Below are 15,288 nucleotides of genomic sequence, written 5' to 3'. Positions count from 1 at the left end.
CATTGATATGCTATCAGTTTGTGGGATTGCACTACAACTGGCGTGCATGTTGAACTTTCAATATTCTTTGTGGACACTTACTGCCATGTAGGTTTTTTCAAATTTATAACTATTCTGTTGGTGGCGTTCCCCCTTTGGGATCTGGATTAATTACCTGAGATATCCTGATACATGCATTGTTGCTTAAATCAGGAAAATTTTTTTTGATCCATTTTTTAATGTAATTACTGTGCCCTCCAATTGGTTTACCTTTTGGCGGATTTTTTATGTAAAGCTCGAAGCACGATTTAAGGGCAATTACAAGCTCTTCTGGTCGATACTTAGCCTCGGAGTCAAGCAACATTTTAATTACATTATTTTCAAGTGAGTTTTCAAACGATTGCATAGACGATAATGTGTTAGTGTCTACAAGCAATTGATTGATACTAATCCGAATTAGGTCATGCCGTTCCCCCTCGTTGTTAAATCTAACCCGCACATCTAATCCGGATTTATCACAAAATTGTCTGATCTCACGTCTCGGTATCGAACTAGCGTCCCCGCACATTTGTGCAAATAAGGACATTAAATCACGAGATTTGACTCTTACCAATTCACCCTCATATACTATTTCCTCTTTATAGACTATTTCTCCAGAAGCATTTTTTTCAGGAAATGCATTATCATTGTTAGAATCGGCCTCAATCTCTCCAGTACCATCAAAGATGATCTTAAGATCTATCAGACCAGAAGCCCCCAATTTCAAAATATAATCAACACCTTCACCTAACACTTCCGCTGCATCTTCAATTGTGTAAAATAATGGCTTAATAGTCATCTCAATCACCCCTTTTGGGCGCAATAGTTTAAATTTCCAACGAATAACTACTTTTAACTCTCTAGCAAAGAGGGCCCCACAATTGTGAGAGTAGTACTTACCAAAAAGTCTACTGTCAGGAACGAAGAGTTGCAACCATGTTTTTAATTTTTTTTACCGCAAAAACAAACACATACATCCGTACTTAGTATTAATACCCTTTTTATAGTTAATACGGCCTGATTAAAAATCAAATCAACTTCAAAGATGGAAAAGAAATATTATTTCAGGTTCTTATCGCGAAACCACAGGGTTCTTGACCTGCCTTTGAACTCGTTAAACTCACCGTAGAAACAGCGCTGGGAAGAGAGATGGAGAAATATTTCGTTATGCCAAACATTTCAGTGAAGGTCGAGGCACCGGCAACAGCCGCAAGCAGCACTTCTCAAAAGGCACTTAAGGGGCATAACTGCGAGGTCGAGATACCCCAACCCACGTGATCGCCAAGGTAGTTCCTCACCCCAGTTGATCAAAAAGGGGCAGACTCGTTTAACCGAATTTGACGATCAGATTTTAGCCCTTGTGGCCAGCCCCTTAGCTTTTGTACCAGTTGATATGTTAGACTTTCGATCAAATCAACTGGAGGAAGCAGATGAAGAGAAAAAGATTTTCCGAAGAACAGATTATTCGGATACTCAAAGAGGGAGACGCAGTTGGAAATATTCGGGAGGTATGCAGACTGCACAATATCACCGAGCAGACATATTACCGCTGGCGCAATAAATTTGGCGGAATGGAGGTGTCCGATGCCAAAAGACTCAAAGGCCTTGAGAAAGAGAACGCAGAGCTAAAAAAGCTGGTGGCTGAACTAACGCTCGACAATCGAATGCTGAAGGATGTCGTATCAAAAAAGTGGTAAGCCGAGTTCTTGGCTTGAATAGAAGCAGCAAAAGATTTACGCCAAATAAGAATCGTGAGCGGGACCTGAGAGCAGAGATCCACAAGCTCTCTACTAAATACCCTCGTTTCGGTTATCGCAAAATATACGAAATTCTCCAGGACAACGGCTGGCAGGTGGGCCGAGAGAAAGTTCGTTTGATTCGCAAACAGGAAGGCCTGCAGGTAATCACAAAGAAGAAGAAAAAGCAGTTACTTGGTAAAAGCACGACTCAGCTGAGCAAGGCAGAATATCCAAATCATGTTTGGAGTTATGACCTGGTGTCTGATCAGACGGCCTGTGGAAGGCGGTTAAAATGCCTCGCTGTAATAGATGAATACACAAGGCATGGGCTGGCAATTCATGTAGGCCGATCAATCACATCCAGGCAAGTGAAAAGGGTGTTGCAAGCGCTCTTTGCGCAGTGGGGTATCCCGACCTGTGTGAAAAGCGACAATGGTCCAGAATTCATCGCTAAAGAAATCCAGCAATGGCTGAAAGAGACAGGAGTCAGGACTAAGTATATCGACCCAGGAAGTCCTTGGCAAAATGGACACAATGAAAGCTTTAATGGTGTCTTTCGAGATGGTTGTCTGGACAGATGGTATTTTTATTCAGCGCAGGAGGCTACAAGCGTTATTAAAGCCTGGCTCGACGAGACAATACAGAACGACCCCATGGGGCTCTCGCTGGTGTGCCACCAGCGAGAGCTATAGAGCAATGCAGAGAAAAAGAGAGAATAGCCGCATAGAATTGAGCAATTCACTAACTTTCAAGCTGGTATAAAAACTGTGGTCTGGTCACTTGGTCGGCTTAAAAAATTGTGCTCCTAACAATCCAGAAAGATTCTGGGAGATGGGCCATGCCTATTCGGAATTGAACCGTTTTTCATTGAATATAGAGAAAGATTCTCTGAGATCTTTGAAAAGACAGCTACACAGGATTATTTACAGAGGCGTTTGTAATAGGAAGATATATTCTTGAGCACGACTAGGCCACCTTATAAAAATGGTTAGATTAGCAGATCATCAAACCATCTAAATAATCAGCCCACCATTGCATCATTTTCCTACGCTCAGGTAGATGCTCTGCATGATTATAGGCTCTCTTTACAGTGCTACTCTCTACATGAGCAAGTTGTCGTTCAATGACATCCGTATTCCATCCATTTTCATGCAGCAAAGTCGAAGCCATTGATCTAAACCCATGTCCTGTCAACTCCTCTTTACTATACCCCATACGGCGTAGCGCAGCATTGACGGTATTATTGCTCATCGGCCTACTACCACTTCTTAAGCTTGGAAAAGCAAACTTCTCTGAACCTGTGAGTGGTTGCAACTCGTGGAAGATATGAACTGCTTGAGATGACAGAGGTACGATGTGAACTTTTCTCATCTTCATTTTTTCTGCAGGGATTTTCCATTGTGCTCCTTTGAGGTCAATCTCATCCCACTCTGCATGTCGTAACTCACCCGGACGGACAAATAGAAGAGGTGCCAACTTCAGAGCACACCTGGTAATGAGGTGGCCTTCATATCCATGTATAGCTCTCATCAACTGACCAATCTTGTTCGGGTCAGTAATCGTCGCCATGCTTTTAGCTCGAGTTGGAGACAAAGCTCCCTTTAAGTCTGCACTGGGATCCCGCTCTGCACGTCCAGTAGCAATTGCATACTTAAATACCTGCCCACAGATTTGCTTTACCCGATGTGCAGTCTCATTGGCGCCTCGCTCTTCGATTCTCCGCAGTGTTTCAAGCAGTACTGGGGCAGATATAGCTCCAACATTCAAATTTCCTAGCCAGGGAAAGACATTATTCTCTAGACGACCAATAACTGTTTTTGCATGTTTCTCCGTCCAAACTGTCTTGTTCTTAAGAAACCATTCTCGAGAGACCGATTCAAAGGAGTGCGTAACCTCAGCATGAATCTCGGCTTTCACTTTTTTTTTATACTCCATCGGGTCAATATCTTTCGCCAACAATCGCCTAAAGTCTTCATGTTTCTCCCTAACTTCCTTCAACCTTATGTCGGGATAGACACCAAGTGCGAGAGTTTTTCGTTTACCTGCAAATCTATAATCCCAGCGAAAGTACTTTCCTGATTTGTTCACCAGCAGATACAATCCTCTGCCATCGGTCAATTTGTATGGCTTCTCTTTCGGCTTAGCGTTACGAATGGCGGTATCTGTCAGCGGCATGACGGTATCTCCCATGGTTAACTGTAATGATACCGTCACAAATACCGTCAAATGTCGTCAGATGTCAATGAATTTTCCTGGACACTACTGGAAAAGAAAAACCCCGAAAGCCTTGCTGGCCTTCGGGGTTTTGGACTTTGCCAGATCTCTCTGGACTTGAAACTGGTGGAGGCGGCGGGAGTCGAACCTGCGTGCTCCTTTGTAAGTATCCGTTATTGTATCTTTTTTCGGGTTGCCGAACAACCACTGAACAACATTTATTATTGCAAAATCAAGTAATTAGCCTAACTGTTTACCCTATCCTGCTGCTATCTGTATCTTTAATGGAGCAACCCGGCAGACAATAGAGGCAGCGGGATCCGCTACCGCCACCACTACAACGTTGTCACCAGGGCATCTATTCAATAGATTGTATTCTCACATTTTTTTTCAATCAACTGCGCCACGCACACCACAAGCAGTTTCCAGCACCCTCCCCTATCTCAAATCGAGGTAAAAAGGTATGATTCAACAGGAAAAGCAATAAAATGAACGTGATTTCAAAATGATGAGTGAGAGAAAGACCAGGTAATAATTGAGTAATATTACAGTAAGAATATTACTTTAATTTCTCACAAAATACAGAAACCATAAGCCACTGATTTTACGTCACATTACTTTTTTCATTACCCAATATTCCCCGATTATTACTTTTTGCTTTTTCTTGTTTTCCCCTTTCTTTGTAGTTGGTTCAGCCTGAATAGCCTGCTGGCATTCCGTTTTTACTTTTTGCAAAAAACGACCTGGGGAGCTCGAGAGCTCAAGTTCTAAGCTCATTTGTTAGGTTAAGCCGACTGAAGCAAAAAGGGCCTGCTGCTGGGGCCTGGTTGTTTTTTTGATCTTCTCCAGGAGCTCTGCAGGCATATCGAGAGCGGAAGGGCTGATGGTATGGGAAAAGGACAGATCCATTACAAAGGAGTGGCCGCAAACTGGATTGGTGCAAGTACAGTATAATTTTTTCACAAGGTCCGACTCTTGAGAGCTGGACTGTATAACCGCAACATTCTTACATCTATCACAATAAACGCGCATAATCTCACCCTTTTTTCTAACTACTCGATTATACACTATCTTTCACCTTAATTAAATGATATATGCCTGGATTTACTGAGAAATTCATTTATTTGTAGGATTTGTTTCTGCAGTGGGGCAATTTCATTTTCCCGGTACACTTCTGCAGCCTTGGAAATGTCTCCATAGGTCCCTGAACGCTCTGCCGGAACAATGCTGGCCAATGCCGGTGGGATCCGGTGGGCCGCAATAATATCATCCCTCGAGATATTCTTTATCTTCTGGAGCTCATCCTTGGTGGAGAAATCGCCCACCGGGATGATCTGGACATCCTTTTCTTTAGCGTTTGGGATATGGAGAAAGAGGTTTCTGAAATTGCCAAGTTTCTTGGCAGACTTAACCGCATCACGGATGGCGTTCTGATCATTGTCTGAAAGATTGGCAGCAGTAGAGTAAAAAATGTAGCCCACATGGGCACCGTTCAAATAGTACCGCCTGCGGAACATGGTGGCATCTTCATTCAGTAGCATGGATTGAATGGCGCCCAGGTACGATGGAATACCATAAACGGTTTGAGCAACATCATAATTCTTTATATGGGCTACTTCACCTTTTTTAAACTCAACAATTGTACCGTCAGTTTTTACCATGCAATATTTATCCGGTTCTTTCATCCTCCGCATATTAATTGCCGGCAAGTGTCTCAAATAAATCACCTCACCAAACCCATTTTTTATTTTCTGAAAATAAGCATTCAAAAAAGTATTATAATCCGTTACAAATGGCATTATTTCAGAATATAAAACCACATCTGACAGAATTATATTTTTCAATACCTGGTTGGTTTTAAATTCTATTATTGGGGCGTGATATGCATTGGCACCACGCAACCTGGCAAGGCCGGCAAGGGGGACCGGTGTGCTATAGTACTTGCCATTATCGAGTAAAAAGACGCCCAGGGCATCCGTGAAGTTTTCACCAAGCACCGGTTCAGGATCACCAAAGGTGAAAGCCATTGAGCCATCATTCTCTGTTATTTCTTCAAATACTTTTTCCATTGTTTTCCTTGTTACATAAATACTGCGCTTGAGCTTTGCAGCTGGTCGTGGCTTATTGGTTCATTTGCCAAAGCATGTAAGATCGACCAGGCAGCATCTGCATGGCCGGTGGTATCTGTTCGGTTGGCTGCATAGGTTATCTGGCCACCAGGTGTAGTGGTTTTTCGGATAGTTAAAAAGGCATGGTTAATATTGGTGTCCCGGGCATCCCACTGTATGCGACCATCTTCAACAACTTCTTGGCCCTTTAAAACCATTAAAGTTTTATTGCTGACAGAATAGTGAATAGGTGTGGCCAGGTGGTAAAAGGTTTTCACGGTATCGAAAACACCCAAGCCAGGCCCTGTTACATCGATGCCCATATAGGTGAAATTATATTTCTGGCAGAGCTTCTTAATCTCATCGGCCTGCCATACAAAACTTTTATTCACCCATTTGAATCGTTTTATTACCCTGAACTTTCCACCTGGGACCAGGGGCGGTAAAAGAATTACAAAACTGGCATCATCACCGGATCTGGATGGGTCATAGCCACCCCAGACAGGCAGATTACCCACCGGCCTGGTGGCATTGAAATCAATATCATGCCAGAGGGACGTATCAACACCGCACCCCTCGAGATCCGCAAACTTGAAAACACCAAAGGTGTCATCTACAAACAGGCAATAAAAAAGGTTGTCCAGCTCTGATGGGCTGTATTCCAGCTTTAAAATGTCCAGGTCGAACAGGTTACAACCACCGGCAATAGCATCCTCAATGGTGATGATTTTGCGCCAGGCATTATCAGGGCAGAGAATACCGCTCTGCAATTGCTTAAAGCCTGGAAACTCAACACGCTTCTTTTTAAAGCGCTGGTTGTACCGGTCCCCGGTCCACAGGTCGTATGCCTCATGGGTTACTGCAGAGGGGGTGGAGAAAAGGGTTTTACGCCACTTACTATGGGTGGCCATGGCAGAGGCCAGTTTGTAGAGCTCATTAAATTTCTGGATCCAGAAAAATTCATCTATGTAGACATCACCATGATAGCTCTGGGCACTTTTGGAATTGTTCGACAGAAAGTGGAGCTCTGCAGGGCCGTTATTGGTGTGCAAGATGAGAGGGTTGCCGGTGAGCTCTATATCAAATTCTTGCTTGGCAATTGCAATAATATATCGCCTGAATACTTCAGCCTGCGCCCTGGTCGCTGAAAGGAATATTTTGTTTCGACCATACAAAGAAGCATCTTCAAATGCCTCCTGGGCAAAATACCAGGTTGCACCTATTTGCCGGGATTTTAAAAGTATCCTGGTTCTATTGGTTATTGCCTTTCGTAATTCATGCTGATAATCAAAATATTTTTTGTGTAACTTTTCTTTGAAATCTTTTTCTTTCAACATCGAAACATCATTTTTCCTTTTCTTGTTTCGACGTTTCTTTTTTCTACTTTGTCCTGGTTCCCTTTCTTCAGCCTGACTGGCTTTATTTTGAATAGTTTTAATTCTTACCAATGAATCGGTGAGCGTTTTTATCTCATCCAGGTCCTGCTTGGTTTTATTCTCTTTTTCAGCAAGCAGAGCTAGGCGCCTGGTAAATGATTCCTCAATGGTTTCATGCACCATCAAATCATCCCATTGCCCCTGTTTTCTCCATTCATAAACAGTGCGTAACGGCACACCCAACAGCTCTGCAATTTCCCTGGGCTTATGGCGCCTGAGATAGAGCTTTTTTGCTGCCTCAATTATTTCCGGTGGATGAATCAAAGTGGTTCTCCTGGTTCATATTTGTCACCAGGATAACAACCTTTCACGCCAGCCTTTTCCTATTCAATTCCGATAACATGAATATCGGATTCAGATTCATGTACAGCGTTTTTTCCCATCAATAGAATGGGGTTTTAAAGAACTACCTCACCAACTTCATGAACAGGAAACAAGGAACCAGGAGCACAGAACATGCCTGCTGAACTCGTTACAGATTGGAAGTGTGTAGCAACATCCGGCCACACTATCGATGGCCGTTTTATCAAGCCTGAATGGCTCACTGAAATGGCTGAAATCTACGACCCGAAACTCTACACAGCAAAAATCTGGATCGACCACATGCGCTATGCATCCTATGGATCCGTTAAAGCGCTGAAAGCCGAGGGAAATGGAGAAGAGGTCAAACTTTTTGCCAAGATCTGCCCAAACCGGTCTCTGCTGACCTTGAACCAGATTTATGAGGAACATCTGCATTTCTCCATTGAGATTAGGGACGACTTCAGAAAGACCGGCAAGCATTACCTATCCGGCCTGGCCATGACCGATGAACCGGCCAGCGTGGGCACCGATGAAATGAGATTTTCCCAAAAGGTAGGCCGGGATTTTAGCTCGAGATTCCCAGGGGAGCAGGTACCGGATCTGCGAGAGCTGGAAAACGAGGACCAGGACGAGAAGCTCTATAACAGGCTGGTCAGTTTCTTTTCAAAAACTGAAAAACCAAAAGAGGACGAAAGCATGGGAAATGCAAAAAAATTTGAAGAGCTCGAGCAGACTGTTTCAGAGCTGAAAAGTGTTGTAGAGGGCCTGGCCCCACTGGCCGAAAAATTCAAAGAAGATCCAAACGGCCAGCAGACCAAAACAGAGCCGGAAACCCCTGCCGACAGTGAAGATTTCACCGAGCTGAAAGGCCAGATTGATGAGCTCACCGGCAAGTATACCGACCTGGTTGAACGACTCGAAAAGGCGGTACCGGGCACCCATTTTGGTGAATCAACCGGACCGGCTGGAGATCGTAAAGAACAGCTTTAATCCTCTGCCATAACCAACGCATAAACTCTCACCAGAACGCACAGGAGAACGATAGATGAAGCCGGTAACACGAAAGCAGTACAACACTATGAAAGCCAACATGGCTGAAACCTATGGTGTTGCAAACGTTGAAGAGAAATTCACCGCCACCCCGGCACTCGAGCAAAAGCTGCAGGATAAGATTGTGGAGCAGGATACTTTCCTGCAGAAAATCAATGTTATCACTGTTGGCGAAATGGCCGGGGAGAATATCCTTGGTTCTATGGCCGGGCCGGTTTCAAGCAGAACCGATACCAGTGCGGCCGGTGAGCGCATCCCCAGGGATCTGTTGAGCCTCACCCCTGCCGGTTATCAGCTCTCACAGACCAATTCAGATGTGTATATCCGGTATACCACCATGGACTCCTGGGCACGACTCGGGGACCTGGGGGAGCGTTACTCTAAATACCTGCAAGGCCGTATTGCCAATGACCGCACCATGATTGGCTGGTATGGCGAATCCGCTGCAGCCACCACCGATCCAGTAGCAAACCCGATGCTCCAGGATGTAAACGTGGGCTGGCTCGAGTACATGCGCACCAAGCTGCCTGCCAACGTCATGACCGAAGTGGTCGCGGCCTCTGGCGTTGTCAAGATTGGTCCCAATGGCGATTACAAGAACCTTGACCATGCCGTGGCTGATCTGCTGACCGGCATCCCTCAATACCTCAGAAGTGACCTGGTTGTCTTGGTTGGCAGTGAGCTCCTGGGCAATGAAAGCTCTGCCCTGTTTGCCGCTATCGGTGACAAGCCAACAGAAAAGACCGTTGCCGCTGCAGCCCTCAACAATTTTGGCGGCCTGCCTGCTGAGAGCCCCAACAACTTCCCGCCTCGAGGCATTGTCATCACCAGTTATGACAATCTTTCAATCTATGTCCAGGAAGGGACCTGGCGCCGAAACCTGAAAGACAAGCCGGAAAAAGACCGCACCGAGGATTTCAACAGCCGCAATGAGGGCTACACAGTTGAATCCCCAGAAAAATTTGTTGCTATCGATTTCAAAAACGTTCAGGTGCCGGACGGTGCAGGCGGTTGGGCCTAAGCCATAACCTCATAAGCAAAACGCCTGGCGGTTGATGAATGTCAACCGCCAGAATCATACCTACTCAACGACAACACACAGGACCAGAACCATGGGACACATGACAAATTTTCAGCAGAGAATGACCGGCAAGGATAAACCCGGCCAGCTCAACAAGGACGGTTATGCGGTAGTGGCAAGCATGCCGAGCTCCACCATTGCCAGGCAACAGACTTTTGCCAAAATGCAGGCCGAAATGGATGGCGATCTGAAATCCTTGAAGCTCATCCAGAGCGTGAAGGAAAAAGAGCGGGTGAAGAAAGAGAACCTGGTGCCGAAGTATATGCCTTTTGCCGATTCTCTTATTGCTGCAGCCCAGACCCACCCCATTCTTGGCATTCTCCTGGTGTGGCTGTTTGACATCAAAGACATTCCAAATGCCGTGCGTGTCGCTCTGTTCTGTATTGAGCATGCCATTCCAATGCCGGAGTGGTTCAAGCGGGATCTGCCTACTTTCCTCTGTGATGTGATTCTGGAATGGGCAGAGGCCGAAGTTGAGGCAGGCCGATCCGTTGAACCGTATTTCTCCCAGGTTTATGAGCTCACCAAAGAGCTCGATATGCCCGACCAGGTAAGGGCCAAAATTTTCAGGCTGCAGGGCCTAATTGCTTATGAAAAAGGCGATTATGCCACCGCTGTTGTCACGCTCCAGGAGGCTGCAGATTTTGGCGCCTCAGTGAAAACCATCCTGGGTAAAGCACGGAAAAAGCTTGAGGCCCAAGCAAACACCGATGGCGCCCAGGATCCGGCTGATGCAGTAGAGCCAAAGGCAGATTCAGCAGCAGAAAAAGAATAAGGCTTTTTTCATCTCCCACACCGCCCGACCACACCAGGGGAGCAGGAGACTCCAATATACATCTCTCCTGTTGCCCCTGGGGGCGGTCCTTTAAAGGATAGTAGAGCATGAGCGGTTTCACAGGCTTTTCAGACAAAATTCCTGAAGGAACGATGGTGCAAAATGCCCCATTCTTTCCGGATCTGGATCTGGCCATATTCCAACAAAATTACCGCCTGCCCGGTGAATACCGGGAGAAGATGCTTTCAGACCGGCTGCAGCTTGCCATGCTATGGGCTGATGCAGAGCTTGCCGAGTGGAAAACATCCCAGGAGGCTTTGGGATATGAAAGCCTGGCCACTGTACCTGGTGGGGATCCTATAGGCGGCAAGCCACCGCTTGTGCTCCATTACACCAGGGCAGTTTCCTGTAAAGCAAAAGCCTTTTTGCTCAACGATTACAAAACAATGCTGAGAAAATCAGATGCCCAAAGCGATGCCAAGGAATCGGATGAAACAGAAGCCAAATGGCATCAATACGCCAGTGAGGCAATAAACAACCTGCAGGGCAAACTCAGCATTCTGGTGGAGGCTCTGTAATGGAGAAGTTTGGGCAGCTCACAGCTTTTCTTGAAAGCCTGGATGGTGTCACCAGGGACCAGATGGAATCATTTGTTTCAATCGGCAGACCGAAACCCACCGGCAGGGATCTGGGGCAAGGTTTCGAGATAGGCCGGTTTCAATATGATGCCGTGATTGGCATTGACCGTTTCCCGGCTGAGATTGCCACCACTCTGATTGTCCTGCTTATCATCTGGCTCTGGGGGAATGATCCGGACCGGGAACAGCTCGAGCTCGAGGACCCGGAAATTGAAATCACCCCTCTGGACGACCAGACCGTTTTTGTAGAAATCACGGTTGTTTTTGATGAATCGCTTTTCATTGTTCCGGATCCACAGGGCACCATCCCATACGATGGCCAGATGTGGAGAATATCCAGTGTTCCGGTGGATGTGGCCGAATCCCTGGACAGCATGGAGAAAGCATAATGAGCCTGGCTGATATTGCTATAGATACAGACCACCGGTCACGACTCAGGCTGAATCAGCAACTTGATGTGCTCACCATGCGGCCTGGTAAAAGGCGCCAGCTCCTGAAAAAGATTGGTGCCGGTACCAGGCGGGATCTGCGTACCAACATCCGGAAGCAAAGAACAGTAGATGGCAAACGGATGCAGGCCAGGGCCGATGCCAGGACCAGGCGCAAGATGTTCCGGAACATGCCCAAAAACACCATAACCAGGTTGAAAAACGACCACAGCGCCACTGTCACCTGGAAGCATACCGGCCAGGCCAAAGTGGCCTATAGGCATCACCATGGCATCGATGAGGCTTACACAGCCAAAAGGGCTGAAAGCCGGTATGGCCAGCCCGATTACAAACAAAAATGCACTGCTGCCCAGGCCAGAGCCCTGGCCAAAGAAGGTTTCAGGCGGCGGGTGGCCAGAAAGCATGGCAAAGGGCCGGCAATTTTGAAGCGTGTACCACAAAAGTGGATCCGTGAAAATATCACCCTGGGGCAAGCCGGTCTGATTCTCCGAATGATGAGGATCAATTCAACCAGGGGTGTGCAGAGCTGGAAAATCAAGACGCCAGCCAGGCCGATATTAGGCGCCACTGAGGCAGATGCAGCTAAATATCTCACTGCAATGGCAACCAGTGCCCTGCAGGAAATGCAACGCAAATAAGGAGAGCACCAAATGCTTGGAAAAATTCAGTTAAATAAGCTCAACCTGATGCAAGGGCCGATTGCCGAAATAGAGCGTCATTTCCTTGTTATCGGTACCGGCAGCACCAATGTTGGCTCAATCCTTTCCGTAGGTCCGGAAACGGATCTGGATGCCGCCCTGGGCGTTGAGAAATCCGTATTGAAAACCCAGGTAGAGGCCATGGTGCTCAATGCAGGCCAGAACTTTTCCTGTTCTGTTCTTCCTCTGGCAGATGGCAGTGTTTGGGATGCGGGTGTGGATTTCGCAATGGAGACAATCAACTGTGAGGCCATTGTCCTGGTTGAGCCGATTGCAGACAGCACCGACCTGGAAGCGATGCAGGCCAAAACTGTAGCGATTATGGCCGAATATATGAGGCCGGTATTTTTCATAGCTGCAGCCAGGGCCATCGATGACACCACCGAAACCTGGGACGCCTACGTTACAGCAACAGCTCCATTGCTACAGAATGTAGCGACACCGGAGGTTTGTTGTGTTCCTTATCTCTGGCCGGATGATGTGGGCACCCTTGCAGGCAGGCTTTGTAACAGATCTGTAACCGTTGCCGATTCACCGATGAGAGTGGCCACCGGTGCCCTGGTTGGTGAGCGTTCAAACAAGCCGCTTGATCTAAACGGGGCAGCCATCACCACGGCGCAATTAAAAGCGCTCGATGCTAACCGCTTTTCTGTGCCGCAATGGTACCCGAGCTTTCCAGGAATGTATTGGGGCGATTGCAATATGTTGGATGTACCTGGTGGAGATTACCAGGTGGTGGAAAATCTGCGAGTGGTTCAGAAAGCAATGAGGCAGATCTATCCGCTTGCCGTTGCCAGAATTGCAGACAGGCGCCTCAACTCCACCCCTCAATCGATTGCAGCAAATAAGCTCTATTTCATGCGGCCACTGAGGAAGATGGCCAAATCTGCAATCCTTCTGGGGGAACCGTTCCCAGGGGAGATTTACCCACCGACAGACAGCTCTATTGATATTGTCTGGCTGGATAAAACCACCGTGCAAATCTACCTCACCGTGCGGCCTTACAACTGCCCAAAAGATATAACCGTGAACCTGGCCCTTGATCTTTCAACCGAATAACCAGGATCCGTAACCGAACACCATAGAACAGGGTAACAATATGAAACGAGTAAGTAGTTCAAGTTTTTCCGTCACGGTTGGTGACCTCAAGATGATGGTGGGGAAAGCCACCCTTTCTATCGAGGATGGACGCAAGGTTGTCAAAGATAATGGAGTGCCCAACGGCTTTGTGGATGGCGAGGTGGGAGCTTCTGGAGAGCTCGAGCTGGACGCAACCGCCATGGGCATTTTGGCCGAGGCCGCAAACTCTGCCGGGAGCTGGCAGGGCATAGAGCCGCTTGACATCATGTTTTATGCCAAAGGCACCAAGGAAGAGGAAAAGGTGGAGGCTTTTGGTTGCCTGCTGAATATCACGGATCTGCCCGAATTTGACCCGACCAGTGACAAAAAGGCCATTACTAAGGTTGCTTTCGAGGTTACGGACCCTGATTTCATCCGGATTAACGGTATTCCATACCTGGAAAAAGAACGTACTGAGGCCCTTGTCTAATGGACATTCTCGACAGGGCACAACTGGTTGAGCAGGCAAATCTTGCGGACGCAATTACCGCTGCCAGATCGTCCACCAGTTCGCTGCCCTCGAGGGAATATTGTCTCGAATGCGAGGAACCAATATCAGAAGCAAGGCGCCAGGCTCAACCTGGTTGCCAGTTCTGTCTGGAATGCAAGCAGGAACAGGAGCAAAGGCAAAATGGCAGAATTTGAACCTATCCACGAAAAGGTAATGCAGCTCGAGGGGGGGTATACCTTGCACCAGGTGCCTGGGGATCTGGGCGGCATGACCTATGCCGGTATTGCTAGGGAAAAATGGCCACAATGGCTGGGCTGGTGGAAAATCGACCAAGATGAATTTGACGGTGAGCTCACCGAAATGGTCCGGCAATTTTACCACCAGAATTATTGGCTGAAAATCCGTGGTGATGAAATCAAAAGCCAGGATGTAGCCTTTGCCATCTATGGCTGTTCAGTCAATACCGGCAGGACCACAACCACCAGGGTTGTGCAGCAGATCTGCGGGGTGGCTGTAGATGGATACCTGGGGCCGAAAACCTTGGATGCTTTGAACGACTTGCTCGAGGATGAGAAGGATGAACGAATTTTCATTCTGCTTTTCGCCCTGTTGCGAGTGTTTCGGTACAAGGATATTTGCCAAAAGGATAAGCGGAGGCACCAGGACCAGGTGGGTAGCAATCTCAAATTCTTATGTGGTTGGATCAACCGAGTTCAAAGGGGGCTGGCATGAGTGGCTTGATAAATCTCAACCTGGGCAACTTAGTCCGTGCCGGTATGGATGGCCTGGATAACCTGTTCACTTCAGACAAGGAACGGTTGGAAATTGCCCTGGATGATAAGCGGGTGGATGCAACCATGATGGCTGGCCAGCAAAACATCAACCTGCAGGAAGCAAAGCACCGCTCTCTCTTTGTTGCAGGCTGGCGCCCATTTATCGGTTGGGTTGGCGGTTGTTCACTGGCCTATAACTTCCTGCTGTATCCCATGCTTTGTTGGGCCTGGAAGCTCGGGCAGGCATACGGGAAAATACCGGCTGGAGTAGAACCACCACCCCTGGCCGATGCAAGCCAGCTCTACCCGATTGTGGTGGGCATGCTTGGTTTCGGCACCATGCGAACCGTTGAGGGCATAAAGGGCAAAAAGGCCGAGAATATGACCCAGGCAAAGCAACAGAGATCCGGCTTTAAGTGGCCCTGGAAAAAGTGAG

Annotated in this window: 19 protein-coding genes and 1 pseudogene; 14 read left to right on the top strand and 6 right to left on the bottom strand. The window is 47.3% G+C overall.

What is annotated here, in order from left to right; genetic code table 11:
- Positions 1-109: 109 nt before the first annotated feature.
- Complete coding sequence (locus ACN5NT_RS02825; RefSeq protein WP_419174423.1) at positions 110-817, bottom strand: hypothetical protein; 708 nt, start codon at positions 815-817, stop codon at positions 110-112.
- Positions 818-1,125: 308 nt separating this feature from the next.
- On the opposite strand from ACN5NT_RS02825, the pseudogene ACN5NT_RS02820 reads away from it, so the two are divergent.
- The 3 genes and pseudogenes from ACN5NT_RS02820 to ACN5NT_RS02810 all read left to right on the top strand — a co-directional run.
- Positions 1,126-1,384 (top strand): annotated as a pseudogene (locus ACN5NT_RS02820) (transposase); the annotation flags it as partial.
- A gap of 64 nt (positions 1,385-1,448) precedes the next feature.
- Complete coding sequence (locus ACN5NT_RS02815; protein ID WP_419174422.1) at positions 1,449-1,715, top strand: transposase; 267 nt, start codon at positions 1,449-1,451, stop codon at positions 1,713-1,715.
- Between the two features lie 14 nt (positions 1,716-1,729).
- The gene (locus tag ACN5NT_RS02810) at positions 1,730-2,449 is read left to right on the top strand and encodes an IS3 family transposase (protein ID WP_419174421.1); all 720 of its coding nucleotides are present in this window, start codon (positions 1,730-1,732) and stop codon (positions 2,447-2,449) included.
- 301 nt (positions 2,450-2,750) lie between these two features.
- Here ACN5NT_RS02810 and ACN5NT_RS02805 read toward each other — a convergent pair whose 3' ends face one another.
- The 5 genes from ACN5NT_RS02805 to ACN5NT_RS02785 form a co-directional block, all read right to left on the bottom strand.
- A complete protein-coding gene (locus tag ACN5NT_RS02805; protein ID WP_419174420.1) occupies positions 2,751-3,932 on the bottom strand; it encodes a tyrosine-type recombinase/integrase in 1,182 nt (393 codons plus the stop codon).
- A 648-nt stretch (positions 3,933-4,580) separates the two neighbouring features.
- Entirely contained in the window at positions 4,581-4,748 is a 168-nt protein-coding gene (locus tag ACN5NT_RS02800) for a hypothetical protein (RefSeq protein WP_419174419.1), read from the bottom strand.
- A 3-nt stretch (positions 4,749-4,751) separates the two neighbouring features.
- Positions 4,752-5,003, bottom strand: coding sequence for an ogr/Delta-like zinc finger family protein (locus ACN5NT_RS02795; RefSeq protein WP_419174418.1), 252 nt, complete (start codon positions 5,001-5,003; stop codon positions 4,752-4,754).
- Positions 5,004-5,050: 47 nt separating this feature from the next.
- Positions 5,051-6,040 carry a phage portal protein gene (locus ACN5NT_RS02790; protein WP_419174417.1) on the bottom strand — a complete coding sequence of 330 codons (990 nt, stop codon included), beginning with the start codon at positions 6,038-6,040 and terminating at the stop codon, positions 5,051-5,053.
- An 11-nt stretch (positions 6,041-6,051) separates the two neighbouring features.
- Positions 6,052-7,779 (bottom strand): terminase large subunit domain-containing protein, encoded by a 1,728-nt coding sequence (locus ACN5NT_RS02785; protein WP_419174416.1) that lies wholly within the window; start codon positions 7,777-7,779, stop codon positions 6,052-6,054.
- A 192-nt stretch (positions 7,780-7,971) separates the two neighbouring features.
- Between ACN5NT_RS02785 and ACN5NT_RS02780 the strand changes: the two genes are divergently transcribed.
- The 11 genes from ACN5NT_RS02780 to ACN5NT_RS02730 all read left to right on the top strand — a co-directional run bounded on the left by ACN5NT_RS02780 (position 7,972) and on the right by ACN5NT_RS02730 (position 15,287).
- Positions 7,972-8,808: a GPO family capsid scaffolding protein gene (locus ACN5NT_RS02780; protein WP_419174415.1), complete on the top strand. Its 837-nt coding sequence runs from the start codon at positions 7,972-7,974 to the stop codon at positions 8,806-8,808.
- Positions 8,809-8,863: 55 nt separating this feature from the next.
- Entirely contained in the window at positions 8,864-9,889 is a 1,026-nt protein-coding gene (locus tag ACN5NT_RS02775) for a phage major capsid protein, P2 family (protein WP_419174414.1), read from the top strand.
- A gap of 91 nt (positions 9,890-9,980) precedes the next feature.
- Positions 9,981-10,724, top strand: coding sequence for a phage terminase small subunit (gene gpM / locus ACN5NT_RS02770; protein ID WP_419174413.1), 744 nt, complete (start codon positions 9,981-9,983; stop codon positions 10,722-10,724).
- Positions 10,725-10,831: 107 nt separating this feature from the next.
- Positions 10,832-11,302 (top strand): head completion/stabilization protein, encoded by a 471-nt coding sequence (locus ACN5NT_RS02765; protein ID WP_419174412.1) that lies wholly within the window; start codon positions 10,832-10,834, stop codon positions 11,300-11,302.
- Entirely contained in the window at positions 11,302-11,751 is a 450-nt protein-coding gene (locus ACN5NT_RS02760; RefSeq protein ID WP_419174411.1) for a phage tail protein, read from the top strand. Before ACN5NT_RS02765 ends, ACN5NT_RS02760 begins: the two co-directional genes overlap by 1 nt.
- Positions 11,751-12,449: a hypothetical protein gene (locus ACN5NT_RS02755; RefSeq protein ID WP_419174410.1), complete on the top strand. Its 699-nt coding sequence runs from the start codon at positions 11,751-11,753 to the stop codon at positions 12,447-12,449. Before ACN5NT_RS02760 ends, ACN5NT_RS02755 begins: the two co-directional genes overlap by 1 nt.
- Positions 12,450-12,461: 12 nt before the next feature.
- A complete protein-coding gene (locus tag ACN5NT_RS02750; protein WP_419174409.1) occupies positions 12,462-13,568 on the top strand; it encodes a DUF2586 domain-containing protein in 1,107 nt (368 codons plus the stop codon).
- Positions 13,569-13,608: 40 nt separating this feature from the next.
- Entirely contained in the window at positions 13,609-14,058 is a 450-nt protein-coding gene (locus ACN5NT_RS02745; RefSeq protein WP_419174408.1) for a phage protein, read from the top strand.
- On the top strand, positions 14,058-14,273 hold the full coding sequence (locus ACN5NT_RS02740) for a TraR/DksA C4-type zinc finger protein (protein ID WP_419174407.1): 216 nt from the start codon (positions 14,058-14,060) through the stop codon (positions 14,271-14,273). Before ACN5NT_RS02745 ends, ACN5NT_RS02740 begins: the two co-directional genes overlap by 1 nt.
- Positions 14,260-14,811: a glycosyl hydrolase 108 family protein gene (locus ACN5NT_RS02735; RefSeq protein ID WP_419174406.1), complete on the top strand. Its 552-nt coding sequence runs from the start codon at positions 14,260-14,262 to the stop codon at positions 14,809-14,811. The genes ACN5NT_RS02740 and ACN5NT_RS02735 overlap by 14 nt, the downstream gene beginning before the upstream one ends.
- Positions 14,808-15,287 (top strand): 3TM-type holin, encoded by a 480-nt coding sequence (locus tag ACN5NT_RS02730; RefSeq protein ID WP_419174405.1) that lies wholly within the window; start codon positions 14,808-14,810, stop codon positions 15,285-15,287. Before ACN5NT_RS02735 ends, ACN5NT_RS02730 begins: the two co-directional genes overlap by 4 nt.
- Position 15,288: the final 1 nt, after the last annotated feature.

This window comes from Desulfosediminicola sp., assembly GCF_048381775.1.
Lineage (GTDB): Bacteria > Desulfobacterota > Desulfobulbia > Desulfobulbales > Desulfocapsaceae > Desulfopila > Desulfopila ganghwensis.
The sequence above is the reverse complement of the archived record's forward strand: the minus strand, read 5'-3'. Positions and strand labels throughout refer to the sequence as shown.